Here is a 26,424-nt window from a genome sequence, read left to right as displayed (position 1 = left end):
AAAATTGCGGCCTGTTTCGCCTGAATATCTACGAGCCCCTGGCCTTTCCGGCCAGAGAAACTTAACGTGACAACACCCCGCTGACCCCTGCCAGAGGTAGATGTGCTGATTGCCAGTCAAGAACCGCCTGTATCGCCAGGCAATTTATTATCCCGTACTCCTTAAACTGGTACGAGCGTGCGAAACATTACCGGTCCGCGTCAGCGCGCGTGAGCTGCTCTCTGACGCTGGCGACAATTCATGCTTGCAAAGAAAGAGAATCAAAATAGCTTCTGCAACCAACAGCAGATGGGGGATGCGAAATGACTGGCGGGCAGATTTCAGTTTTAGTTTTTATAGTTGGGCTGCCTTTGTGGGCACTCGTGGCTACAGTGTTCGCCTGGAAGTATTTTTCTCGCAGCAAAATTGCTCAGGGGAAATTTTCCGCATTAGAGAGCCGATATAGCGCCATCATAAGCGAGGAGGAGGAGATTCAACGTCTGAAGCTGGTCGCGAACGAAATCTCAATAGAGATTTCGGATCTGCGCGCTTCCTACGCCGAGAAAAAGGCCACCTTTGATCGACTTATGAAAGAAGTTGGGGTCGGAACAAGAGCAGTGCAAAACCGTACGCTAAGGTCGAACGGACCGTGAACCTTCATCGCGAACCCGCAAAATGGTCTGTCGGCTGGTAGCAAACTTCCTTGCGATGGCCGAAAAGCTTATTCCCATCGCCAGATCATCACGTACATCCTGCTTCTGTTTATCGCTTAGCGTTGACGGGCGGCCGAGGGTTTTACCTTCCGACTTCGCGCGCTTCAGGTCGGATTGTGCGCGCTCGATGAGCAAGTCCCGCTCGAACTGAGCAACAGCATTGAGCACGTTCATGGTCATCGTGCCGGCCGAGTTAGTGAGGTCGGCCCCACCAAGTGCGAGGCAATAGACCTTCACGTCCATTTCCGCGAGGGCTTTGACGGTACTGCTTACATCGATAGCATCACGACCAAGGCGGTCGAGCTTGGTGACGATGAGGATGTCTGCGGACTCCAGCTTATCCAACAACCGGGAAAAGCCGCGACGCTGCGCGGTGGCGGTGCTGCCGGGAATCGTTCAGTGACGATCCGGCGCGGCTCGACTTGAAAGCCGGTGGCTTCGATTTCCTGGATCTGTTTTTCCGTGGTCTGGCCGGTTGTCGAGACGCGGACATACCCAAAGGTGCGCGGTATAAGCTCAATTTCGTCTGAATAGGCTGTCCGAAACAGCCCCTCTGTTCGAAATCATGTCAAGATAATGTGTGGACAGGCTGTTTCGCCTCTGTACGAAAACGGTCGATTCCGTACAGGGGGCCAGTAGTGCAGAGTTGCAAGAGTAAAGAATGGCCAAGCGGACGCTTCTAAAAATCGAGGATCGACACGAGCTTTTCGACATTCCAACCGACGAAGATAGTTTGATCAGACATTATTCGCTTTCACCGGCGGATCGCCTGGAAATAGAGCTTCGTCGGCGCAAGCAAAATCAGCTTGGCTTTGCGGTGCAACTTTGTCTGATGCGTTACCCTGGAAGAGCGCTTCTGCCGAACGAAGTTCCCCCACCGATGCTGCTCAACTATATTGCCGAGCAGATCAACGTGGATCCACGGTTATTTAATTTATACGCAACGCGTGAGGAAACCCGACGCGAACATATCGGACACTTGCAGCGCTATCTCGAGCTGCGGAGTGCAACCGCTGAAGACCGTCGCGCCGCTTTGCGTGCGGGCATTGAAGCAGCCTCCCAAACAGATAAAGGGTTGCCCATAGCAAAAGCGATTATCGCCACATTCCGCGAGCGATGCGTTCTCCTACCGGTAGTGAATATGATAGAGCGTATGGGGCTGGCAGCGCGAGCCATTGCTCGTCGGCGCGCTGAGAGTGCGCTCATTGCTGATCTCAGTGATGAAAAATTGGAAGCTCTTGATATCCTATTGGAGGTTGACCCGGCGATCCGTCAGACGCGTTTCAATTGGTTGCGGTCCGCTCCAGACGCCCCGGGAGCAGGAAATCTGATTGGAATGACGGAGCGCATAGCGTTCCTACGCCATCTTGAGATTGATCCCCAGCTGCAACTTCGCATTCCCGCCGGTCGGTGGGATCAGATGATCCGCGAGGGCGATGCCACTCCGGCCTGGCTTGCCAGTGACTTCAGTTCCAGTCGTCGTCGCGCTACAATTGTGGCTCAGCTTATCAAGCTCGGCCAGAAGCTCACTGACGATGCGGTAACGATGTTCATCAAGCTGATCGGTCGGCTGTTCTCAAAAGCCAATAACAGGAAAAAGCAGCGGCATATGAATGCTCGGATAGAAACATCAAGGGCGCTCAAATTATTCCTCGACACAATTGTCGCCTTGCAGAATGCCAATGATGCTAATGAAGATGCAATGAAAGTGGTAAACAGGCAGGTCGGCTGGCATAAGCTGCTCCAGATCAAGCCTAACCTTGAAGCCATGGTCGAGAACGCGGACACATCGCCTTTGGTGATGGCGGCAGAACAGTATGCTAATGTTAGAAAGTTCTCGGGCGTCTTCCTTCAGATATTCACGTTTCACTCACATCGAAAGCATGATCCACTACTGGCGACGATCAGAATTCTGAGGGGGCTTTATGCGGAAGGGAGGCGTGTTCTGCCCGATCGGGTGCCAATCGGCCATCTCGGGTCATCTGAGAAAAAGCTAATATTCCTGGACGGAAAGCCGGATCGGCGGCTTTACGAGATTGCAACTCTGGCCCATTTGCGGGATCGGCTACGCTCGGGGGATGTCTGGGTTGATGGCAGCCGATCATTCCGGCCGATTGACGAACATCTCATGCCTAAGCTTGCTTTCGTCGCCATGAAAGATGAAGGCAAACTCGGTCTCGGTGTTCAAGGAGACGGCGCGGCCTGGCTCGCGGAAGTCCGGCAGATGATGGATTTTAATCTCAAGCGTTTGGCTTATCGCGCTCGCAATGGAAAGCTTGATTACGTCAGGCTGGAAGCCGGAACCCTGATCGTGACGCCGCGTGCGAGCGATATTCCCCCAGCAGCGGATGAACTGAATGTCGAAATCAGCGAGATGTATCCGTTGATCGAAGTACCCGACCTCCTTAGGGAAGTGCATGACTGGACCGGGTTCGCCGACCAGTTCACGCATGTCCGGACGGGAGATACGCCGCAAAACATCTCCGCAATGCTCGCCGGTGTTCTAGCGGACGGCACAAACCTCGGACCAAAGCGCATGGCAGGAGCGTCGAAGGGGATCACTGCCCACCAGATCGGATGGATGCGCACCTTTCACGCCCGCTCTGAAACTTACAGGGCGGCGCAGGCCTGCGTAACAGATGCTCATACGCGCCATCCACATTCGCTGCTCTGGGGAGATGGATCGACCGCATCATCCGATGGGCAATTCTTCCGTGCCAGCGACCGGACCGCCAAGCGCAGTGACATCAATCTACATTATGGCAGTGAACCTGGTTCGAAATTCTACAGCCATCTCTCCGACCAGTACGGATACTTCGGTATATTGCCAATCAGCCCGACTGAAAGCGAGGCAGTCTATGTCCTCGACGGTCTATTCGATCATGACACGACTCTGGAGATCGAAGAGCATTTTACCGATACCGGTGGCGCAAGCGATCATGTTTTTGCGCTCTTCGCCCTAATCGGGAAGCGTTTTGCGCCGCGGCTTCGAAACATCAAGGATCGGAAATTCCACACATTCGAGAAGGCCAATGCCTATCCGGCGCTGGAAAGTCATATCGGCGCACCGATCAACACCGCGCTCATTCTCGAACACTGGGATGATCTTCTACGTTTGGCAGCATCGATCACAACAGGCACAGTTGCGCCGTCAACGATCCTGAAAAGGTTCTCCGCTTCCTCGAAATCCAGCGAACTCGCAAAAGCTCTGCGTGAACTTGGTCGCATCGAACGCACGCTGTTCATGATCGAGTGGTATTCCAGCTCGGCGCTGCGGCGGCGTTGTCAGGCTGGTCTCAACAAGGGCGAAGCCGCTCACAAGCTGAAACGCGCAGTCTTTTTCCACGAGCGCGGAGAAATCCGTGATCGGTCCTACGACAGCCAAGCATTCCGTGCGTCCGGACTCAATCTGGTCGTGAGCGCCATTGTTTACTGGAATACCGTCTATCTCAGTCGCGCTGCCGCACATTTGCGGCAACAAGGCCGGACTATTCCAGACGAGTTATTGAAACATGTCTCGCCACTCAGTTGGGAACACATAAACCTCACCGGCATCTACTCCTGGGATGCAGAACAGCAAATGACAGACGGTTTCAGGCCCTTGCGCCGCACTGGCCAAATGCTACGTGCTGCGTGAAGTTCATTGTTCGTTCGCCCTAAACGTACGATTTTGCACTATTCTTGTTCCGCCCCCAGTGTGGCGAACTCCACGGCTTCGAAGTTGCGCCATGGTCCTCGCCGATGGATGACCTCGGCTTTGTAAAGACCGTTGATTGTTTCGGCGAGAGCGTTGTCATAGGAATCGCCCACGCTTCCGACAGACGGCTCGATGCCCGCCTCCGCCAGCCGCTCACAATAGCGAATGGACACGTATTGCGAGCCGCGGTCGGAATGATGAACCAGCCCGCCACGTTTGACGGGCCGCCGATCATGCAGTGCCTGGTCTAGGGCATCGAGCACAAAGCCCGCATGGGCCGTTCGGCTTGCCCGCCAACCGACGATACGGCGGGCGAAGGCATCAATGACGAAGGCCACGTAAACGAAGCCTTGCCAGGTCGCGACATAGGTGAAATCGGATAACCACAGCATGTTCGGCGCGGGAGCCTTGAAGTGGCGATTGACGCGGTCGAGCGGACACGGGGCAGACTTGTCCGATATAGTGGTTTTGATTGGCTTGCCGCGAATGATGCCTTGAAGCCCCATCATTCTCATAAGCCGAGCGACGGTGCAGCGGGCGATGTTGTAACCTTCTCGCTGCAACTGCCGCCAGACTTTGCGCACGCCATAGACCTGGAAGTTCTCGTTAAACACCCGGCGTATCTCGACTTTCATGGCAATATCATTCCGTTCGCGGGCCGATAGGCGACCCACGTCCGTGCGCTTGGCGACGACTTCATAATAGGTGGACGGGGCAATCGGCAGCAGCCTGCAGATCGGCTCGACCCCGAGCACCGAGCGGTGTTCGTCGATGAAGGAAATCATCGCTTCAGTGGGCGGTCGAGCTCCGCCTGGGCAAAATATGCCGAGGCTTTGCGTAAAATCTCATTCGCCTGGCGAAGCTCCCGGTTCTCCCGCTCCAGAGCCTTCATCTTCTCCGCCACGTCACTCGGCAAACCAGCACGTTTGCCGCTGTCGACCTCGGCCTTCTTCACCCATTCATGGAGGGTATGCGCCGAACAGCCGATCTTGGCCGCTATCGATGATACCGCCGCCCAGCGGGAGGGATGTTCGGCTTCATGCTCCGTCACCATCCGAACGGCGCGGGCACGAACTTCAGGAGAGAATTTGTTCGTCGTCTTGCTTGTCATAGACCCTACTTCTCACGAGTTGGGGTCTCCGGCCAAGCCGGGGCGGTTCAAATTGACATAGAGCCATAGGCGTAAAAGCTAAACCACTCCGGTGTGCGCGACGCGAATTGACGCGATGCTCCGCCTCTCCTGCCAAGTCTTGTGCGATACTGACTATAATATTTCTGGTAGTACAGAACAGGAAAAACCTTTCGACGTTTGGCAGAGAAGGCAGGCCATAGCGGACTTGCGCGCACGCCCTCGTCGCGGGTTATTGCTCGACTGATGACCGCCGCACGCGATGACCTGGCAAAATCCGAGGCTATCCTTGTCGCGGCAATCGAAGTGAACGTTCTGGAGCTGGTTGTTGCCGGCAAGGCCATTGGGGACTTTCAATCTATGATCCGTTCAAATTCAGCGGCGAAACTTGATGGCTGGCTTAAAATCGCTAGGGACAGCCTGATTGGGTCGTTTGTAGGCGGCGTTGAAAAGGATCTCGATGCAGTCCGAAACGCTATCGTCTCCCCATGGTCGAACGGGCAAACAGAAGGCCAAATTACCCGCCTGAAACGTATCTATCCGAGCTGGACCGCCTTATTTTGACGGCATGACGTGAAGATTATGTCCTTGAATTTCAGGAGAGACACAAGGAGCGTCACGTGAGTTCTCACAGGATAGAATTACCCAGTAAGGCTGGCATTAGCCGTCGCTGGCCGTCGGCATTGAAAGAAGAAATTGTTCTGGCAACGCTTGAGGCAGGCTCGACGGTTGCATCGGTTGCCCGGCGTTACGATTTGGATCCTTCGCAGATTTATCAATGGCGCAAGGCTCTGAAAGTTTCACGGCTGCCTTTGACGGACGGGGCAACGTTGCCGGAATTTCTTCCTGTGGAGGTTTGCGCAACAGAGCCAGATGTACAAGTTCGCGTCGAGAGCGATAAAGAAGTTACATCTGCCTGTAATCGGCAACCGCCTTCATCGTCATTGACTGGGATAATAGAAATCCAGGTTGGTTCGCGGCATCGGGTTCGGGTTGGGGATAGTTTTGCATCGGCAACACTGGATCGCGTGCTTGATGTTTTACGGCGGCACCAATGATCACGCTTCCGTCTGGGCAGGATATTCGTGTATGGATAGCGACGGGCCACACGGATATGCGGTGTGGGTTTCCATCATTATCGCTTCGGGTACAGGAAGTGCTGAAGCGCGACCCACTCGGGGGTCATTTATTTTGCTTCAGGGGACGACGCGGCGACCTGATAAAATTGATCTGGCATGATGGCCAGGGAGCTGTTTATTCACAAAAAGGCTCGAACGGGGCAAGTTCATCTGGCCTTCTGCGGAAGGTGGAGCGGTATCGATCTCACCTGCACAATTGTCTTATTTGCTGTCAGGAATAGACTGGCGCAATCCGCAAGAAACATGGCGTCCGACGCGGATCGGCTAGCATTACCTGATTGAAAACAAATGATAAATCTGATCAGATGACTTCATGAGTTTGAAGCCATCTGATCTTCCTGCTGACATTGTCAGTGCCTATAGGGCATTGCTGGCCGAGCGTGAGATTTTGCTGGCTGAGCACACTGTCGTCGTCGCCGAACGTGATGTTGCTGTCGCGGAAGCGGCCAATGCGCAGGCCATGCTTTCCGACAGTGATGCCCTGATTGCAGCTCTGGAACTGAAGATCGAGAAGCTCAGGCGTGAACTGCGCGGCCAGCGTTCCGAGCGCACGGCAGGCCTGATCGATCAGCTGGAATTGCAGCTTGAAGAACTCGGGATGGCTGCGAGCGAAGACGAAGCTGCCGCACAGGCCGCAGCCGCCAAAACATTGAGTGTGCGTTCGTTCACGCGCAAACGGCCGGTGCGCAAGCCATGGCCGGAAAATATCGAGCGTGAGCGTGTCGTCATTGATCCGCCGACGACTTGTGCTTGTTGTGGTGGTTCGCGCCTGTCAAAACTGGGCGAAGACGTCACCGAGACGCTGGAAGAGATCCCGCGCCGCTTCAAGGTGATCGAGACGGTGCGGGAGAAATTTACCTGCCGGGACTGCGAAGCAATCAGCCAGACGCCGGCACCGTTCCATACCACGCCGCGCGGCTTCATCGGTCCTCATCTGCTGGCGACGATCGTCTTCGACAAATTTGGAATGCACAGTCCGCTGAACCGGCAAAGCACAAGGTTCAAATGTGAGGGCATAGACCTGTCGACCTCGACGCTGGCCGATCAGGTCGGGTATGCAACAGCGGCTCTCATGCCGCTCTTCGACCTGATCGAAAAGCATGCCTTCGCAGCCGAGCGGTTGCATGGCGACGACACGACCATCCCCATTCAGGCCAAGGGCAAATGCGTAACCGGGCGCATATGGAGCTACGTCCGGGATGATCAACCATTTGGGGGTGCCGCAGCGCCGGCGGCGGTCTATTACGCCTCCAGCGACCGGAAAGGTGAACACCCGCAGAAGCATTTGACCAGGTATGGTGGTATTCTGCAGACGGATTGCTACAACGGGTTCGAGCCAGACGCTATTGCCAAGGCGAAGAAGGTAACTATCACCTTTGCTTTTTGCCATGCCCATTCGCGGCGAAAATTCTTTGCACTGGCCGATATCGAGAAGAATGCGCGGGACCGCAAGCGCAATGGCAAGCCGATCTCCCCGATCGCATTGGAAGCTGTCAAGCGCTATGACGCATTGTTTGAAATCGAGCGCCAGATCAACGGATTGAGCGCCGAAGAACGACGGGCGGTGCGGCAGGAAAAGAGCAAGCCGCTGTTCAATGAGATGCACGAGTGGCTGACCAAAGAACGCGCCACACTCAGCAGATCCTCAGAGGTCATCGAGCCGATCGACTACATGCTCAAGCGCTGGGAGGGCTTTGCCATCTTCCTCGAAGACGGCAGAATTTGTCTTACCAACAACGCCGCAGAGCGAGCGCTGAGAAGTGTCGCACTGGGAAGACGGAACTGGACCTTCGCCGGATCGCAGCGCGGGGCGGACCGTGCCGCTATCATGCTCACCTTCATCATGACCTGCCGTCTCAACGACGTCGATCCCAAAGCCTGGATGGCCGATGTCTTCGCCCGCATCGCCGACCATCCCGTCACGCGCCTGCACGAACTCCTGCCATGGGAATGGAAAAAGCTGCGCGCGGTTGAGAGAGCCCTCTCTCAGCCCGTTGACTGAGATCAGCCACATCATACTTTATCAACCGACCCCTCGCGCGAGAAAATTCCGCGGTCCTCGCCGTACGGGTACCCTGAAACTGATCAAACGCCAGATGTACGGGCGCGCAAAACTCGACCTTCTGCAAGCACGGATGATTGGTACATCATAGGGATTCTACTTCAGCAAATCTGCGTCAGAGCCACTTCTCGATGGAAATCCTGGGCCGCCAGGGTCACTTCTCAGTGGAATCAACAAAAACAGCATTGCGTAAGGGAGCTTTCCGCACGCATCGCTTCACCTGACGGCGGAGATCGGGGGCGAGCGCGCTGAATACTGCACCGCGTGTGCCGCCAACCGTCCCACAAGCGATCATAAGCATCCAATCCAGGCCGCTCGTCACGTCGACTGTCGTCATGCCAAAGTAATTCTAGTTTCCGACGAGGCCGAGCGAGGCTAGTCCTGCAAGAAAACAGCTATCATCCCCTGAAAGCACTTAACGATTGCGCAACTTCGATGACAAGAGGAGCATATTGGTTTTGAAAATCCTCTGGTGTCCAATGAGCCAGACTGCTTGAGATATGTATGGCGGCAACTGGCAAACCTTGTTTATCCACAACGGCTGCTGCGACGGATACTTCTCCCGTGACCATCTCACTTACCACACATGCAAACCCGGCACTACGAGCTTCATCAACAGATGCGATGATTTCTTTCGGGTCTGTTTTGGTGAACGAAGTCAGGGGCTGGCGGGGGGAAGATGCAATGATCTGCATTGCCTCGTGTCGAGGCAAGCAGCCAAGCATTGCTCGCCCACCCGCAGTGCAAAACGTCGGCAGACGTCGACCGATTAATGAGGTCAAATATCCATAATCTTTGGTGCTCTGCAAGCGAATTGCATAAACAAGAGTGTCCCCGTCAAAGAAACTTAAATTAGTGCGCTCACCCGTTGTGTCGCGAATTTTCAACAAGACAGGATAAGCCATGGCGATAAGGGGATTGGGCTGCAGAAACTGAAAAGCCATATCCAAACATTTGGATCCTGAATGCAACCCACCATCTGCGTTCCTGGCCAGATATCCAAGCTCGATAAGCGTAAAAACCGAACGTTGCACGGCCGATTTGGTGTAACCGGTTTGAATAGCCAATTGTCCCATCGTCAATGGCGCTCGAGCATTGCGGAAACATTCCAGTACTTTGAAAGCTTTCTCCACCGAGCCTATATAAAGTCCTGACGGCTTCTTCGGCGTCTTCATGGTTTTACTCCCCCCACTGCTAAAGCTTTCGCGCGACAACACCTCTAACTCTATGACAACAGCGGACGTTTACACCAGAAAACAATCCACGCAGTTCAGACATTTTTCGTTTATCGTCGATGAGCAGACATGACAAAGCCCCATCCCCAAGATGAGGATAGGGCTCTGGCTACTACTTTCCATGATCGCTCAGGCGTCGACGCGCTCCTTGAATTCTAGCGCCGTCGTTTCCATAGACATCCATACCGCGCTCATCTCTTCTAGCGCGACGATCAGTTTCTCCAGCATGATCATGCGATGGCCACGTCCAATGACGTAAGGATGGAAGGTGAAGATTAATGCACCCCATTCCTCGGTCTGATGCATGTATCTGAAATCATCTACCCAGTTCTGCAGCACACCGCCTGCCCATTGCAAGCCTGGCATGAGTTGCTGCGGCGTCCTGAGGAATTCGAAATGCGGGAAGTCATCCAGATTCCAACTGACAGGCAGCTCGATCAGTTTGGATACACGCCCAAATTCCAAGCGTTTCTTGGGGTCCACTTTGTCACCGATACGAATGAAGTATGGTGAATGATCATGTCCCATCATACTGCTTTCATAGAGAAATCCGTGTTTCTCCAACAATTCCGCCGTGACTGGGCTCAAATCGAATGAAGCAGAGCGATACCCTGTAGGACGTCGTCCTGTCAGCGACTCGACCAGATCGCTTGAACGAAGCAGGTCCCGCTCCTCATCCGCCGGGTCCAGGGTTGCCGGCGGAAAGTGTGTCCATCCATGATTTCCAAGTTCATGGCCGGCATCGTGAATTTGCCGCGTCAGTTCGGGATATGTCTCCATGACGATACCCGGAATGAAAAATGTCGACGTGATCTTATATTTATCAAGGAGCTTCAGGATGCGGGGGACGGCGACGGTGCAGAATTCACCACGCGATATAGGTGTTGGAGTGGTAAGGCCCCTTGCGGTCAGCCCCGACCAGGCATCGAAGTCGAAACTCAAGCAGGCGATGTGACGTGGCATATTATCCTCCTGGATTTATTTAAGCCGCGAAAATGCTGTTTCCTTCATAGCTAGTATCCCAAGCATAGAGATGAAAGCCGCCAGCATAACGTAATAAGTGGGAGCTAGAGGCGTTCCGGTCACCTTGATCAACCAAGTCGAGACATAGGGCGCAAACCCACCAAACAACGCTGCCGCCAGACTATAAGCGGTCGACATCCATGTGGATCGACCATTCGTGGGGAATATTTCAACCACGGCGGCTGGTCCCGGACCGGAAAAGGCTGCCAGCATCACAGCCAGAACAAGTTGAGTGACGACGACGTTGGCAAGAGTTCCCGTGGACAGCATGAACGAGAACATCACGTAAGTCAGAAAAAGGAATGCGCCCGCAGAAATCAGCAATGTTTTCCGACGACCGATATAGTCGGAGAGCAAACCAAAAACCGGAATGGCGATAGTGAAGAGTGCGAGACCGATCGTGTTGGACCAGAGTGCTTCTGCCTTGGATAGACCGACCTGCTTCTCAGTGAAAGTCGGCATGTAAGTCAGGGCGATGTAGAAAGACACGGTCCACAGGATCGAGATCGCAAAGGTCTTTGCAGCAGGTCCCCATGGAGTGGAGGTGGTTTCGACGGCTTTGTCGACTGCCGCCTCGAATACAGGCGATTCACTGACGTTGCGGCGGATATATATGCCGATCGGCAAAAGGATGCCGCCGAGGAAAAATGGAATCCGCCAGCCGAAGCCGCTGAGTTGTTCCGGACTCATGACAGACGCGCAGATGGCAGCAACCGCAGAGCCCAGAAGCAAACCCAATCCAACGCTAACTTGCTGGAAACTCCCGTAAAGTCCGCGTCGGTTGGATGGTGCCCATTCGACGATGAAGGCTGCCGAAGCGCCCCATTCGCCACCGGCGGAGAAACCTTGCAAAAGCCGTAGAACAACCAGAATTGCAGGAGCGGCGATACCAATGGTCTCGTAGCCTGGCAGAAGACCAATACCTACCGTCGACAGAACCATGAGGAACAGTGTGGTGACCAACGCGGCTTTGCGACCGATTTTATCTCCGATACGTCCGATGACTACCCCGCCAAGAGGCCGTGCGAGAAATCCGATACCAAATGTGGCGAAGGTTGCAAGTAGTGCTGTGGTTTCATCTTCAGTCGGAAAAAACCTGGCAGCGATTGTCGTCGCAAGAAACCCATAAATCGCGTAATCGTACCATTCAACGATCGTGCCAATTATGCCGGCGGTCGTCGCTTTTTTGCGTTCGGCTTGATCGGCTATGCCTGTAACTCCCGCATTAACACTTGCCATGTTCCCTTTTCCTTTTCCTGCGATGCAGTTTTGTTGTTGATATTTACCTACCATCATTGTTAAACATCATCAAGGCGATACGATCGTATCGTATTCCGATACGCCCAGAAAGTGCGCCATTGAAACGAAATCGGAAACGTTTCCATATCAGAGCAACCGAGCGAACCAATGAAGATGGAGGACACATATGAGCCATGCATCAATACAGAAGCAGAGAGTGCATGACTGGCTGGTATCGCGTGAGAAGGAGATGTTGAGACTGCTTCAACGCCTGGTCGATCAGGATAGCCCTTCAAAAGTCAAAGACGACACAGATCAAGCTGGCGTCATTATTGAAACGTTTCTACATCAAAATGGTATTGAAACAGAAAGGGTCGAACACCCGGAACTGGGCTTTCTGCTAAAAGGACACTCTGGAAACAGTCAGAACCCGCACCGTCTTTTGCTCGCGCATCGCGATACTGTTTTTCCTGCCGGCGAAGCAGCGGCTAGACCGTTTAGCCAGTCAAACGGTAGGGCTTATGGTCCCGGGGTTGCCGATATGAAAGCCGGTGCAGTCATGAACGCGTTTATTCTGGCAGCATTCAAACAGACCGGCTGCGACAAGCATCTGGTCGCCTTGTTTTCCAGCGATGAAGAAATAGGGTCGCCATTTTCGCGCGATCTGATCGTCCGGGAAGCACAAGGGGCATTATGTGTCCTGAATGCGGAACCCGGACGGATGTCTGGTAATGTCGTCACAAAGCGCAAAGGTGGGCGCTTTATGCGATTGAACGTCGTTGGAAAACCTGCCCACTCGGGCGCGGATATCAGCAAGGGAGCCAGCGCGATCGAAGAACTGGCACATAAAATCGTGAAGCTGCATGCTTTGACGGATTATTCGACCGGGGTGACCCTCAATGTCGGTCTTGTCTCGGGCGGAATTTCAGTGAATACCTCCGCTCCGTTTGCAAAAGGATACATTGATCTTCGTTTTCCCGATGAAACATTGGGTAACCGCGCAATGACGGCAATCAAAGAAATCGTGAGCCAGTCTACCGTTACCGGAACAACCGCCTCCCTTGAAATAGAGGGGGAATTCCTGCCAATGTATGAGAATAGTGACACGATGAACCTCTTTAAGGCGTATCAATCCTCGGCGCAAAGCCTGGGCTTTGCTGTCGGGCATGAACCAACCGGTGCCTGTTCGGAAAGTGGCTTCGCGCAATCGACGGGTGCTCCAACATTATGCGCTGTTGGACCGGTAGGTGGCAATACACACACGCCTGAAGAATACATTGAGTTGAACTCGATCCTGCCCCGTACACTCGCTGCAGCTTTGACACTTCTCCAATATCCCAGTAACTAGATGCCTTTCGGTGGCGCTAAAAGCGCCACCATCATTCAAAACCAGGATACCGAGCTTGTGAACATTATCGGCAAGATAGTTCTGAATACCATCCCGGGAAAGTGAACGACGCCGATCGGTATGGCATACAGATGCGCGATTGTGCAAAACGTGCTCTAACATCCTCATTTGGGGTATCAGTTTGCCGCCCAAGACGTCGAGAGGATTTTCAAAACCGGTGAAGCGAGTCTGAGGCAACATTTACGGCCAAACGGGTATGATGGCGACAATCCCATTTTTTTAAGACGGAATGTTGCTGCCCGGCCAGAAAGTCACCGGGTTTTGCTTTCGTCACGGCTGATCCGTCGCCTGCAGAGGCCACTTTTGGCGGGCATGGAGAATACGCAGTACGCGCACAGCGCTTTGAGTTACGTCATAGACGACGATTTAATTTCCATGTAGCTAATGACCAATTCCAATTCCTTCATGCACTTTAGGTATTAGAATGCAATGCTGGGCTCAAGGAACCAAGCGACGACGATATGGCAAACGCCGTTCTTTTCAATTGAGGAACAAATGTTGCTATGGCATCTTTGGCCTTCCATTTGCTTGCAGGCACTGAAACATTCACTGCACCTACAGCAATGCCATTAACATCAACTATTGGAGATGCTAAGCTCAGATCATCAGGAAAATACTCTTCTAACGTAATTGCAAATCCATTATTCCGACTCTCGTGGATATTTTCAAAAATCTCATTCTGATTTAAAATGGTCTTTTCAGTATAAGATATTATATTACTGATAGAAAGAATTTCCGCTATTTTTTCATCGGGATACGTTGACATTATTGCGCGCCCAGATGATGAGCAATACATCGGTAGCATAGCGCCCACGTTCATATATGTGACAAGATTATTTGCACTGACAAACCGTGCTATATAGATGACCGAACTGCCCCACGATTCCGCAAGATTAACGGTTTCGCCAGTGTCCTTGTTTAGCCTGTGAAGATGTGGATTTGCAACCTCAAGCAGTATTTTCTTTCTAAGATAGTTGCATCCAACACTTAAAATTTTCGCTGTCAACACGTAGCGCTGCGTCTGAGGGTCTTTTGCCAAATAGCCCAGCGAAATAAGAGTAAATACCGATCGCTGAGCCGAACTCTTTGTTATACCGGCGGCATTCGCGATTTCCGGCAACGACATTCCGCGATGATCAGATGTGAAAATCTCGAGTAGTTGGAGACCCTTTGCGAGCGAATTATTATACAATGGATTACGCAAATCTTCATTGTATAATTTATTAGACGCCTCGTATTCGTCCATTGGCAGCCCATCATCTCTCATAAAAACCCTCCTATTACTAATTAAACGCTTATAACGTATCGTTTATCGATACGCAAATAATCTATTGCGATATCCAAAAATCGATGTCAGTATTTTGTATCAGCCAACTGAAAGGTCGGTCGTGGGTGTCATTGGCATCGTACGAATCGTTTAAGCGGAGGAAAACTGTGACTAGGAATGTTGAAGTCGGCATCGACACCGGCGGCACCTTTACGGATGTGGTTTGCCAGGAACCTGGTCAACCAATGCAGTTGGTGAAGATACCGAGTACCCCCCATGACCCAGCCGAGGCGGTATTGTCTGCTGTAGATTTCCTGAGATCAGAGTGGGGTATCGAACCGGAACGCATAGCTAGGTTTGTTCACGGAACTACCGTCGCGACGAATGCAGTGCTTGAGCGCAAAGGCTCGCGGATCGGGCTGTTGACGACTTTAGGATTTGAAGACGTGATCGAAATTGGACGGCAGCTTCGCAGTTCAATATATGATGTCATTCTTTCAAACGAGACGCCTGTATTCCTCGCACCGGGTCGGCGACGCCGCGGGGTCGTTGAACGGGTAGGCGCCGACGGGAGCGTCGTTCAGCAGTTGGACGAACAGCAGGTGAGGGATGCTATTGTCCACCTGGTCGAGAACGAAAAAGTCGAGTGTATTGCAGTCTGCCTGTTGTTCTCGTTTTTGAACGACATCCATGAAGTCCGCATCAAAGAAATCGTCAATGAGCTTTATCCAGCGGTTTCGGTTTCACTTTCCTCGGAAGTCAATCCTGAGTTCAGAGAGTACGAGCGCACCGTTGTTACCGCATTCGACGCTTATGTGAAGCCGGTTATCAACGGTTATATCGCACGACTAGAGGCTGGGTTGCGCAAAAAGGGGGTAGAAGCCCCTCTTCAGATCATGCAATCGCGCGGTGGCGTTGCTGCGGCTCCAATCGCCCGCCGGCGCCCAGTCAATCTCTTTCTTTCAGGGCCGGCAGGTGGTGTCATAGGTGGCCGCCAGGCCGGACTTTTGGCGGGTCGAGAAAATATCATAACGGTTGATGTTGGTGGGACCAGTTCTGATATCGCACTTATTCGGGACGGCAAACCGATCCTCCGCTCAGAGGGGATGATCGAGAATTTCCCTGTCAGAACCCCTATGGTGGATGTCAATGCAATTGGAGCCGGCGGCGGAAGTATTGCCTGGATCGACGCTGGCGGGGGATTGCGCGTAGGACCGGAATCTGCTGGCTCCGATCCCGGACCGGCTTGTTATGGTCGAGGCGGAACACGCGCGACCGTAACGGACGCGTCGATTGTTCTAGGCTACCTTAATCCCGACTATTTTGCGGGTGGACGTCTGAAGCTCGACAAGTCGCTTTCGTGGCAAGTTATCGAGAATACCATCGCCAGACCTCTGAATATCTCCGTCCAGGAAGCTGCCGCTGGCATTCACAAAGTCGTCAATTCCCAGATGTCCGAGGGTATTCGACTGGTGACGATCAAGCAGGGAGAGGATCCAAGAAAATACGCTCTTATCCCTCTGGGCGGAGCAGGCGGATTACATGCAACAGCGCTCGCGGACGACCTCGGCATAACCCAAATCATCGTACCCCAGAGCCCCGGAGTTTTGGCGGCCGTCGGCCACGTCCACGCACCTGTGGAACATGCCGCCTCAGTCGCCATGCCCGGCAATCTGGCCGATATTGATCGCGATGAGGTGGAACGAAAGTTGGCATCACTCGATGAACGTATCGACGAATTGATGCGCAAGGAAGACAATTCAGACGTCAGGTCGGAGATTATTTACTCCGCGGATGTCTCGTATGTTGGACAATCCCACTTCCTCTCCGTCGAACTTCATCGGGGAACCGATATGTTCGACCGCCTTCGCAGCGATTTCCTTTCACTTCACGACAGGATCTTTGGCTACGCAACAGAAGGCGCGCTCAAGTTATCGAACATCCATTCGGTACATCGCCGCCATCGCTCGGAGGAAATTGGTTACACACCCGGCAATACCACTGGTATCGCCGATAAAGCAGCTCGCGACGTTGTATTTCTCGAAGCTGGCGCAATCAGGAACGCCAGAATTGTCGAACGTTCCGCGTTGACACCCGGTACGCGCCTCGACGGTCCTCTCATCGTCGAACAACCCGACACGACAACGATCGTAGACCAGCAATGGACCGTAAGCGTTCTGGAAAACGGTGTTCTGCTGCTTCAGAAAAAGTCCGTTTGAGGAGGACAGAGATGAGTAGATCTATTGACCCGATCACCCTTGAGGTTGTTCGCAACAAGCTCGACGGAATTGCCAACGAGATGCAGAGTACGCTGCTGCGCAGCTCGTTTTCGACGATTGTTAAGGAAGGTCTGGACGCATCGGCCTGCCTCTTCACTATGGAGGGGGAGTCGCTTGCTCAGGCAATCGCCATCCCAATCCATCTGGTGACACTTGCACCGATTATGAAGACGTTTCTCGCGACTTTCCCTATCGAAGACATGAGACCGGGTGACATTTTTGCGATGAACGATCCTTATATGGGCGGCACTCATCTCCCGGATATCGCGCTTGCCTTTCCGATCTTCGTTGACGACGCGATCGTCGGCTTCAGTGCCGCGATGACCCATCACCAAGATGTCGGAGGAAAGTCTCCGGGTTCCGTTCCCACCGATGCAACGGAAATTTTTCAGGAGGGTATTCGTATCCCGCCTGTGAAACTGCGCGATCAGGGCGTTCTCAACACCACTCTAATTGACATCTTGAAACGAAATGTTCGCGTAGCAGACACTTTCATCGGAGACCTGAATGCACAAATCGCGGCTTGCACTGTCGGTGCGCGCCGGGTTCAGGCTTTATGTGAAGGATATGGTGATCTCGATATGGTCGGCCTGTTCAACGAATTGCTCGATCGTTCCGAGGAGATGACCCGCCAGGCTCTCGGAAGGATTCCTGCAGGGACCTATTCCTACGTCGATTATTTGGACAATGATGGAATCGTCCTTAATGAACCCGTGCGAATTTCCGTAGCGGTAACTGTTCGAGATAATGAATTCGTGTGTGATTTCACTGGTTCCAGCAAACAGGTGAAGGGGCCCTTTAACTGCGTACCATCCGGCGCGCTGGCGGCGGCTGGTTTTGCAATACGCGCACTGACCAACCCGACCATCCCAACCAATGGCGGATGCTTGAGACCTATCAAATTGGTTCTGCCTGAGGGATCCATAGTCAATCCGCGAGAACCAGCTGCTGTTAATGCTCGGACCGCCACCATCAAGCGTATCACCGGTGCTATCCTTGCAGCCTTCAAAGACGTGCTGCCGGAAAAGGTGCCGGCTGACTCTGGCGGCGAACTTCTGTTCGTTTCATTCGGTGGTGAAAGGAATGACGGGCGTAGATACGTTGTGGGAGAGCTTATTGCCGGGGGTAGCGGTGCAAGCCAGTCACGCGATGGCATCGATGCGATCGAAACGGATGCTACCAATTGTATGAATCTTCCGGTCGAAGCAATCGAGCTTGAGAGCCCAATTCGAATGCGACAAGTGACCCTCCGTAAAGGTTCGGGCGGCACAGGCCAATTTAGAGGTGGCCTCGGAACGGTCCGCGAATACGAGTTGCTTGAAGGAGAAGCGGTGATGACCCACCGCGGTGAGCGACATTTTCATGCAGCGCAGGGGAGCCATGGAGGAGAAGCCGGCGCATGCGCTCGCTCTGTAATCTTGCGCGCTGATGGTACTGAGGAAGAAATTCCATCAAAAACGATGGCAATTTTGAACGCAGGTGATCGCCTTCTGATCGAAACAGCAGGAGGAGGAGGTTATGGTCCGTCGTCGATGCGTTCGCCCGAAAAAGTGCGTGACGATGCCGCCAATGGCAAGACCAGCTAGTCCGGCATTTGTCAGAACGAACAGATAATCCATAATGGGGAGTACAATGGAAAATCGCTTAATTGAAGGAATGAACCACATCGCACACGATGATGGTACGCACATATCGGAATCGACGAGACGCAAAGCACTTTCCGCTGCCGTAGTTGGTAACATTCTCGAATGGTATGACTTCGCAGTTTATGGCTTCTTTGCCACGATCATCTCTAAACACTTTTTCAGTGCAACCGATCCTGTAACCGCGCTTATGGCTACGTTTGCTACGTTCGGCGTCGGCTTTGCCGCTCGACCGCTGGGCGGAATTGTCATTGGCCGCATCGGCGATAAGCGGGGGCGCAAATATGCGTTGCTCTTAACGATGTTTCTTATGGCATTCAGTACAATGTTAATAGGGACTATACCGTCTTACGCGACGATAGGTGCTGGTGCTACGGTCGCAATCGTGTTCGCGCGGATTCTTCAAGGCTTCTCAGCTGGTGGAGAATGGGGAGGTGCTACGGCGTTCATAGTAGAGTGGGCGCGCCCGGATCGTCGCGGTTACTTCGGCAGCTTTCAACAATGTTCGGTAGCCGCAGGACTCTTGCTGGGATCTGCAGTAGCTGCGGTTTTCAGTACACTTCTTTCACCTGAAGACCTTGAATCGTGGGGTTGGCGGATTCCGTTCTTGTTAGGCGGAATTCTCGGCCCGATCGGACTCTATATGCGCCGTACGATCGACGAAACGCCCGCCTTCAAGGCTGTTTCAACGGCTGATACAACAGAGCAGGAACAGGAATTCGATAGGCCGGCGAAGCTGGCGGTCAAAGCGTTCGGCTTCGCCATTGGCTGGAACGTGATTTACTATATCTTTCTCTCCTACATGCCGACGTTCACGACCAATTATCTGAAATTGAGTCGATCCGAGGCATTGTGGTCAAATTCGATTGGTCTTCTGGTTCTGGTAGTCGCTATCCCGACGATGGGCTCATTGTCTGATAGAATTGGCAGGAAGCCATTGTTGCTCTTGTGCTGCGCAATCTTCACTTTCCTCTCCTATCCGGCGTTTGCATATCTGCTCGCCAATCCATCATTTGGTGTTGTGATTGCGATGCAAATATTCTTCGCAATTTCGATCGCGACCTTCTCCGGCCCGGGCCCCGCAGCCATAGCTGAAATTTTCCCAACGCGGATCCGTTCTACCTGGATGTCAATCGGTTATAGCTTGGCGGCAGCGACCTTCGGCGGCTTTGCTCCCTTTATTGCGACATGGATGATTAGCAAAACCGGTACGCCGATTGCACCTGTTTACTACGTGATCGCATGTTCATTTGTAAGCGGCCTAGTGATACTGGGGCTTCGCGAAACCGCACATCGCAAGCTTTACTGAGACGAGAGGCGGCGGGTAATAGCCCGCCTCCACGTACTGCGCCATTGATTGAGTTGATCGGATGATAGTTCAAACCGATCTAGTGGAGAAAATTTTTGTCGAGACTTGTCACACTGAACACAAAAGAATTGCCGGAAGGCATCGCTGGCACGGTTGCACTGGAAAAGCTGTTAGAGGGCAATCCTCGAACCATGTCCTGGGAGCAGGATAGAATCGATGGAAAGGTTCGTTCGGGTGTCTGGGAAATGACACCTGGTATGAACCGTTCAATTAAAGGGCACGTATATGAGTACTGCCACATTCTGGAAGGAGAGGTTGAAATTACCCCCGACGGGGGAGAGGCACAGCGCTATCGAGCTGGCGACCATTTCATTATGAAACCCGGGTTTGTCGGCACTTGGCGGACAATTAAGACCGTTCGTAAAGTTTACGTTATCGTCGGGTAGGAGTGAAGGCTAGTGAATAGTTTCGCTAAAACACCTTTCTGGTGGGAAGACGCACCGCTTCATGTGTCAGAAGGAGTATCGCCCCCGATTGCAACGAATGTTGATGTTGCCATTGTTGGTGCGGGCTACACAGGCATTTGCGCCGCTCTTTTTCTCGCACGCGGCGGGCGGTCAGTACAGGTGTTTGATCGAAATAGACCAGGTGAAGGAGCGTCATCGAGGAACGGTGGAATTACGAGCGGCAACCTTCGGCCGTCTCATCAGACGCTCGAAACTCGATTTGGAAAAGCACGAGCGGATGCCGTAACCGCGGAGGCGGTTGTCGCTCGTCAATGGCTTTACGATTTCATTGTTGACGAAGCGCTGGATGTTGACTTGCAACGCGTCGGCCGTTTTTCAGGAGCTCTTTCGGCAAAAGATTATGATCGTCAAGCGCGCTCCGCAGAGGCCGCCTCGAAAATATACGGTATAACCTCCTTTGCCGTTTCGAAAAGTGAACTGGATAACTACCTCGCAACGGATTTCTACGTTGGAGGTACAGTGCAGATGGACATCAGTGGTCTACATCCTGCCAAATTCCACGCTGCACTCGTTCAAAAAGCGGTCTCGGCTGGCGTCCTGCTACATGGCAAGTGCCGGGTCCAAAGCATTCAGAAAGTCGGAGAGCAATTCCGCGTCACGACTGATCGTGGAGAGTGTTTGGCACGTGAGGTTATCGTAGCAACCAATGGGTACACAGACAAGTCAGATACCTGGCTGCAACAACGCCTCGTTCCAGTACGAAGCCGTATCATCGCAACCGAACCAATCGGTCAAGTAGCGGTGGAACAGCTTGTCCCTCGCTTCATGATGCTTACCGATAGCAGGGAACTGAGTTACTATTATCGCCCATCTCCCGACAGAACGAGAATATTGTTCGGTGGACGAGACCGATCTTTTGTCGGTGACCCGCAAGGTCCGACTGACCATCTGCGTCATGAGCTGTGCCGAATTCTGCCGCAGTTGTCCAATGTAGGCATTAGCCATAGCTGGTATGGATATGTTGCGATGAATAGGGATATGATCCCTCGTGTATTTAATCACGCAGGAAAACGCTACGGAGTAGGCTATTGCGGCTCAGGTGTCGTTTGGGCACCATGGGTTGGTCGCAAGCTAGCACTGAAGATTCTGGGACATCTAGGATCCGATACTGGCTTAGATTTTCGCTCTCCTCCATGGGTGCCCAATATCGGTGGCAGGCCCTGGTACATGCCCGCTGTGCTTCTTTACAAAAGCTTGAAGGACCGAGGAATACTCTAGATACTAGCGCTCGTGGACAAAGGGTATCCATAGTTTGACTGCAGCGACTGCGACGAAACCGAGGTAGGATTCCTTGGTCTTGTCGTATCGGGTTGCCACCCGTCGCAAGTTCTTGAGCTTGTTGAAGAGGCGCTCGTTCTGATTACGCCATTTGTATTAGGCTTTGTCGTGCGGGACTGGTTGGTGTCTGTTGCTCCTTGTCGCAATGACAGCCTCGATCTGGTTGAAGATCATCCGGAATAAGGGCACGAAGCCTTGGGTATCATGCGTTTGTTCGGGCGTCAGGACGAAGCCGAGCGGGCGGCCTTTCGCATCGCACCGGGCATGGAGCTTGGTTGTGAAACCGCCGCGCGATCGGCTAAGCGCCTCGGTCTCATGAGTCCCCTTTGTATGCCGACTGCACAATGGTGTGCCCGGACGACGGTACTGTCATCATGTCGGCACTTCGATCCCGTTCCACCAGTTCGGCCAGTGTCTCAAGCATTGTCTCGAAATTACCGGTCTCGACCCAGCGTCGATATCGGCGGAAGACACTGTTGCACTTGCCGTATTCATCAGGCAGATGCCGCCATTGCGCTCCTGTACGCGCCATCCACTGCATGCCTTCGAAATAACGTCGATTGTCCTGAGCAGGGCGGCATCCACGCCCACTTTCAGCAGGTAGAAGCGGACTGATGAGCACCCGGTTGCCAGGCATCAATTGAACGGCCTCTTTTCCCCGACATGAACGATGTTTCCGCTCGCATCGGTATCGATGACAATGAGACCGGCTTTCGCGAGACCATCCGCAATTTCATCAACGAGTGGTCGTTCCCAACCTATTTCCGAGAGCCACGAAAAAAAAGTCTCTTTGATGTCTGGATTAGTCGCGATGAGTTCGCTCACCGCTGCTGCTGCTTCTTCCTGTCTTTTCAATTTACCAAGGATCGCGGCTTTGAGAACATGCACGAAGCGAAGATTGGATGTAGACCAGGATAATTCGTGGTACGCCTGTTCATATTCACCTTCGGCAAAGTACGCCACTGCGACACCGGGTGACCAGTTTCTAAGATTGACTCCGAAATCCTTGTGAAGCTTGTCAAACATCTCGAGGGCCTCACGGCCACGTCTCAATCTGGCTATTCGGGTCGCAATACGGATTTGCAGATACACGTCGCCGGGATAGTTTTTGCGCAGTTCCTTTTGAATTGCGTCAAACTCCACGATCTTTCTCTGGCGGAGAGAGAGGTGCATTAGCGCGACCTTGGTAAGATAGGCTCCGGGAGCAAATTCTGCAGCTTTCTCCGCAGCACGTTCAGCGTGCGCGACAAGTTCGGTTCTCTCGTTACGATTTCCGGCAGCGTAGAAATAGGACCTATTGGCATAAAAAGAGCTCAAAACCGCCCATGCCAAGCCATTGTTGGGCGAGATAGTCACCATACGCTCAAGGCAGTCGCGGATCTTCGGGTAGGTAATGTCGCTTTCAATGGCCTCCAGTATTTGCGCTCGGAATAGACATGTCTGTCCGGAAAATGTCTGCGCATGATACCTTGCAAGGGTCAAGGGTAATGCTCCGCGGTCTCCCAGCAGTCGGAACGCAACATTCTGAACTGTCTGGTCGATTGATGCTGGATCGGTTGCTTTCAACCGTTCTTTAGAAGCCCATACCAAAAGTCCAGAATCAGCGTCCGTCAGCTGCCAGAGTAGTTCATGGCGTTGTTCGCCAGCGATACTGGTCTCAAGCGTAAACACGACATCATTCGGTGCATATGTTAAAGTCCGTTTGGAATCACCGACAAATTGGGTTGGCGGTAAAATGTCGGCCAGACCTATACGCGTCAGAGCCGGCGCCAGTCGCATATCGATTGCGCGTGCTAAGGGTTCACCATCCTGATCGGCAAATCGAACAGGTCGCACATCTATAACAACATCAACGGATGGTGATGTTGCGAATTGACGCCAAAGAAAGAACGCCACGACCATAGTAGCGACAGCGAACAGGCATACAGCTACTACATTGCGTGGGGTAATATGCGAGCTTTCAATGAGCGGAATATCCACGTTCGCCACCGCAGGAGACGATATAGGACCACTCAAAAACTGGAAAGAAGGAACATAGCCTCCTTTCGGCAAGCTAATTACAACTCCACCGTGCTCGCCGCGCTCACGATTGTAGGCTTGTAAAGCGTATCGGACTCGGCCGGCGGTAGTACGCACGAGAGTATCGCTTGATGGATCGAAGTGAGCGCTCCGACCAAGAGCATCTGTCGCGATGGTGTATGCTTTGATACGCGTCCCGCGTCCGGAAAGAGCCTCATTGACGACAAACTCGAAAAAGGCACGAACGATTGGTGCGTTGGAAAACTGAGCCGAATTAAGAATTCTTCCCAATTCATCCTTCACTTTACCAATCTCTTCTTCAGAAAAAAGATTATTCATATTTCTAGCTGTGCCAAGCTTTACTGTGAGCAGAATGCTGGGTTTGACGAACCAGTCAGCTCATGAACAACATATGTGAGGACTTAGAATAAAAGATTGGTCATTTACGCTCGCGCGAACGCACGACCACCTTTCCGGCTGCGACGTATAGAATAACACCATAGGTTGTTTCAAGATGCTTCATTGATTGGCAGGCCCGTTGTGCCGGGGGTGTGACGGTGACAACACATGGTGTCACTCGCCAAAAACCTAAGGTTCGACAAAACCGTAACTATAAAGATTAATTATGGATTGCGCGGGATTCTGTTCGGGTCGTACGTTGAGGTGGTGACGATATGGTTATCGATCGCGTCAGCCTATGTCGATGTCCCAAAAAGACGTCCACAGGCTATCGAAGCCTGCAAAAAGTGACACGAGGGGTGGGCATATTAAGTTCCGAATTCTCAGCTGAAATGTATGCGCCGTCTCTGCCCCATTGATTTTGGGTTTGCGCTTGAACTTTTGAGGTTTTGATCATTCGCTAAATGAGCGTATTTGTTACTCACAAATGAGCTCATTTTTGCTCTCATTCAATCTGCGCGCATAGGCCCATGGCATCAAGGCGTCGATGTCCTTGGCCAGATGACCGTTGGCGAGGCTGATGAAGAGATCGCGCAGATAAGCATAGGGTTCGACGCCGTTCATCCGGCATGTGCCGATGAGACTGGCAAAGCGAGACCAATTGCGTCCACCTTCATCGTGACCAGCAAAAAGCGCATTGCGACGATTCATGGCCGGACTGCGTATGGCATTTTCAACCAGGTTGGAATCTATGTCGACATGGCCGTCATCAAGGAACAGCCGGAAGCCGTCCTGACGCCTGAGCATATAGGCAAGCGCCTTACCCAGATCGGATTTACGCGAGATGCGCTTTGCCTGAGCCACAAGCCAGGCAAAGAACTCATCCACCAGAGGCCGGGACATTTCCTGTCGCATGGCGCGGCGATGTTCAGGCTCCTTGCCACGAATAGCGTCCTCGATCTTGTAGAGGGCTGCGATGCGCAACAGCGCCTCATCCACGAGGGGCGATCCTTTTTTGGGTGTTGCCTTGATGAGCTTTCGACGACCATGTGCCCAGCAAAATGCCAGTCGCAACGGATCGCCGCCCGCGCGCTTCGGCGTGGCGAGGTGGGAATATCCACCATAGGCATCGACCTGGATTGTGCCATTGAAGCCATCGAGGATTTCAGCGGCATATTCGCCGCTACGTCCAGGTCGATAATGGAACACCACACCCGGCGGCGCAGACCCGCCCCAGCCCCGGTCATCGCGTAGAACCGCCCAAAGATAACCGGTCTTCGTCTTGCCGCGCCCCGGATCCAATATCGGGGCCGTTGTTTCATCGACATAAAGCCGCGAACAGTCCTGCTTCAGCATCATCGCCATGTGGTCCACGACCGGCGCGATCAGAGCGCCTGTGCGCCCCATCCAGTCGGCCAGAACAGAACGGTCAATCGGAACCCCGTGTCGGGCCATGACCACCGCCTGTCGGTTCAGCGGCATGTGTTCGGAATGCTTGGAGACAGCGATCTGCGCCAATAGCGCTTCTGTAGGCCAACTGCCTTCCAGCAAATGCGCCGGCGCTTTGGCCTGAACCACTCCTGTGCGTCCTTTGGGGCAGGCATATTTCGGGCGGATCGTGACGATTACCCGATAGCTGGCCGGAATGTAATCAAGCCGTTCCGTCGTGTCCTCGCCAATCCGAACCATGTCGCCACAGCCACAGGGGCAGGCAATGCTTACAGGCTCAATCACACGCTCGACACGCGGCAGGCTCGCCGGCAGCATACGGGCTTTTCGTTCCTTGCGTGGAGATGCCGCCTTATCAGGATTGAGAGTGCTGGCCGCCATCTTCTCTTCAACAGCCGCAATCCGCGCCTGTGTTTCGGCAATCGCCGTCTCAATATCCTCCAGCGCAAGTTCCATTTGCGCAGGATCAAGCTTTTCCGATTTCGGCCCAAACTTCGTGCGCCGATACTCCTGAACCTGACCTTCCAGCTTCTCGATCAGTTCTTTCAGCTCGGTGATGAACACATCCTTTTCGGCCACCACCGCCTGCTCATGCTGACGCGCCGCCCGCTCGACCGACAGCTCAAATTG

The 26,424-nt window shown here is 53.1% G+C and carries 19 protein-coding genes, 4 pseudogenes and 1 other annotated feature; of the genes and pseudogenes, 12 read left to right on the top strand and 11 right to left on the bottom strand.

Translation table 11 applies throughout. The features are described from left to right. Positions 1-302: 302 nt before the first annotated feature. On the top strand, positions 303-632 hold the full coding sequence (locus tag HWD97_RS21210; protein ID WP_371835534.1) for a hypothetical protein: 330 nt from the start codon (positions 303-305) through the stop codon (positions 630-632). Here HWD97_RS21210 and HWD97_RS21205 read toward each other — a convergent pair. Then, positions 612-1,204, bottom strand: a pseudogene (locus tag HWD97_RS21205) (recombinase family protein). The gene HWD97_RS21210 and the pseudogene HWD97_RS21205 sit on opposite strands and share 21 nt — an antisense overlap. 149 nt (positions 1,205-1,353) lie before the next feature. Between HWD97_RS21205 and HWD97_RS21200 the strand changes: the two are divergent. Continuing rightward, positions 1,354-4,329: a Tn3 family transposase gene (locus HWD97_RS21200; protein WP_371835533.1), complete on the top strand. Its 2,976-nt coding sequence runs from the start codon at positions 1,354-1,356 to the stop codon at positions 4,327-4,329. Positions 4,330-4,385: 56 nt separating this feature from the next. On the opposite strand, the pseudogene HWD97_RS21195 reads toward HWD97_RS21200, so the two are convergent. Beyond that, a pseudogene (locus HWD97_RS21195) lies at positions 4,386-5,500 on the bottom strand (IS3 family transposase); the annotation flags it as partial. Next, positions 5,100-5,216 (bottom strand) — a sequence feature (AL1L pseudoknot). Its footprint overlaps the pseudogene before it by 117 nt. Positions 5,501-5,698: 198 nt before the next feature. On the opposite strand from HWD97_RS21195, the gene HWD97_RS21190 reads away from it, so the two are divergent. The 4 genes and pseudogenes from HWD97_RS21190 (at position 5,699) to HWD97_RS21175 (ending at position 8,659) form a co-directional block, all read left to right on the top strand. Continuing rightward, positions 5,699-6,082, top strand: coding sequence for a hypothetical protein (locus HWD97_RS21190; RefSeq protein ID WP_371835535.1), 384 nt, complete (start codon positions 5,699-5,701; stop codon positions 6,080-6,082). Positions 6,083-6,138: 56 nt separating this feature from the next. Then, entirely contained in the window at positions 6,139-6,576 is a 438-nt protein-coding gene (locus HWD97_RS21185) for a transposase (RefSeq protein WP_371835532.1), read from the top strand. Further along, positions 6,573-6,925 (top strand): annotated as a pseudogene (tnpB, locus tag HWD97_RS21180) (IS66 family insertion sequence element accessory protein TnpB). The gene HWD97_RS21185 and the pseudogene tnpB overlap by 4 nt, the downstream one beginning before the upstream one ends. A gap of 45 nt (positions 6,926-6,970) precedes the next feature. Further along, positions 6,971-8,659: an IS66 family transposase gene (locus tag HWD97_RS21175; RefSeq protein ID WP_371835531.1), complete on the top strand. Its 1,689-nt coding sequence runs from the start codon at positions 6,971-6,973 to the stop codon at positions 8,657-8,659. 238 nt (positions 8,660-8,897) lie between these two features. Here HWD97_RS21175 and HWD97_RS21170 read toward each other — a convergent pair. From HWD97_RS21170 to HWD97_RS21155, 4 genes and pseudogenes are all read right to left on the bottom strand, one after another. After that, positions 8,898-9,107: pseudogene (locus tag HWD97_RS21170) on the bottom strand (chloride channel protein); the annotation flags it as partial. A gap of 10 nt (positions 9,108-9,117) precedes the next feature. Next, positions 9,118-9,894, bottom strand: coding sequence for an IclR family transcriptional regulator (locus tag HWD97_RS21165; RefSeq protein WP_371835530.1), 777 nt, complete (start codon positions 9,892-9,894; stop codon positions 9,118-9,120). Positions 9,895-10,083: 189 nt separating this feature from the next. After that, entirely contained in the window at positions 10,084-10,917 is an 834-nt protein-coding gene (locus HWD97_RS21160) for a polysaccharide deacetylase (RefSeq protein ID WP_371835529.1), read from the bottom strand. A 15-nt stretch (positions 10,918-10,932) separates the two neighbouring features. Beyond that, the gene (locus HWD97_RS21155) at positions 10,933-12,273 is read right to left on the bottom strand and encodes an MFS transporter (RefSeq protein WP_371835528.1); all 1,341 of its coding nucleotides are present in this window, start codon (positions 12,271-12,273) and stop codon (positions 10,933-10,935) included. Positions 12,274-12,403: 130 nt separating this feature from the next. On the opposite strand from HWD97_RS21155, the gene HWD97_RS21150 reads away from it, so the two are divergent. Next, the gene (locus HWD97_RS21150; RefSeq protein WP_371835527.1) at positions 12,404-13,564 is read left to right on the top strand and encodes a M20 family metallopeptidase; all 1,161 of its coding nucleotides are present in this window, start codon (positions 12,404-12,406) and stop codon (positions 13,562-13,564) included. A gap of 472 nt (positions 13,565-14,036) precedes the next feature. Here the strand turns inward: HWD97_RS21150 and HWD97_RS21145 are convergent, their stop codons facing one another. Further along, complete coding sequence (locus HWD97_RS21145) at positions 14,037-14,891, bottom strand: IclR family transcriptional regulator (protein WP_371835526.1); 855 nt, start codon at positions 14,889-14,891, stop codon at positions 14,037-14,039. 167 nt (positions 14,892-15,058) lie between these two features. Between HWD97_RS21145 and HWD97_RS21140 the strand changes: the two genes are divergently transcribed. The 5 genes from HWD97_RS21140 (at position 15,059) to HWD97_RS21120 (ending at position 21,867) form a co-directional block, all read left to right on the top strand. Then, the gene (locus HWD97_RS21140) at positions 15,059-17,110 is read left to right on the top strand and encodes a hydantoinase/oxoprolinase family protein (protein WP_371835525.1); all 2,052 of its coding nucleotides are present in this window, start codon (positions 15,059-15,061) and stop codon (positions 17,108-17,110) included. 11 nt (positions 17,111-17,121) lie between these two features. Next, positions 17,122-18,756 (top strand): hydantoinase B/oxoprolinase family protein, encoded by a 1,635-nt coding sequence (locus tag HWD97_RS21135; RefSeq protein WP_371835524.1) that lies wholly within the window; start codon positions 17,122-17,124, stop codon positions 18,754-18,756. Positions 18,757-18,802: 46 nt separating this feature from the next. Next, the gene (locus tag HWD97_RS21130; RefSeq protein WP_371835523.1) at positions 18,803-20,122 is read left to right on the top strand and encodes an MFS transporter; all 1,320 of its coding nucleotides are present in this window, start codon (positions 18,803-18,805) and stop codon (positions 20,120-20,122) included. Between the two features lie 95 nt (positions 20,123-20,217). Continuing rightward, entirely contained in the window at positions 20,218-20,568 is a 351-nt protein-coding gene (locus HWD97_RS21125) for a cupin domain-containing protein (protein WP_371835522.1), read from the top strand. A gap of 12 nt (positions 20,569-20,580) precedes the next feature. Then, a complete protein-coding gene (locus HWD97_RS21120) occupies positions 20,581-21,867 on the top strand; it encodes an NAD(P)/FAD-dependent oxidoreductase (RefSeq protein WP_371835521.1) in 1,287 nt (428 codons plus the stop codon). A 156-nt stretch (positions 21,868-22,023) separates the two neighbouring features. On the opposite strand, the gene HWD97_RS21115 is transcribed toward HWD97_RS21120, so the two are convergent. The 4 genes from HWD97_RS21115 to HWD97_RS21100 all read right to left on the bottom strand — a co-directional run. Next, positions 22,024-22,272, bottom strand: a complete 249-nt coding sequence (locus HWD97_RS21115) for a transposase (protein ID WP_371835520.1) — start codon at positions 22,270-22,272, stop codon at positions 22,024-22,026. Then, the gene (locus HWD97_RS21110; RefSeq protein ID WP_371835519.1) at positions 22,241-22,564 is read right to left on the bottom strand and encodes a transposase; all 324 of its coding nucleotides are present in this window, start codon (positions 22,562-22,564) and stop codon (positions 22,241-22,243) included. The genes HWD97_RS21115 and HWD97_RS21110 overlap by 32 nt, the downstream gene beginning before the upstream one ends. Beyond that, positions 22,564-24,285: a tetratricopeptide repeat protein gene (locus tag HWD97_RS21105; protein ID WP_371835518.1), complete on the bottom strand. Its 1,722-nt coding sequence runs from the start codon at positions 24,283-24,285 to the stop codon at positions 22,564-22,566. Before HWD97_RS21105 ends, HWD97_RS21110 begins: the two co-directional genes overlap by 1 nt. 537 nt (positions 24,286-24,822) lie before the next feature. Continuing rightward, positions 24,823-26,424: IS66 family transposase (locus tag HWD97_RS21100; protein WP_371835517.1), on the bottom strand; the 1,602-nt coding region annotated here is incomplete at its 5' end.

Origin of the sequence: Ochrobactrum sp. C6C9, assembly GCF_022627935.1 — a bacterium.
GTDB lineage: Bacteria > Pseudomonadota > Alphaproteobacteria > Rhizobiales > Rhizobiaceae > Brucella > Brucella teleogrylli.
This window is presented reverse-complemented; position numbering and strand designations above follow the sequence as displayed.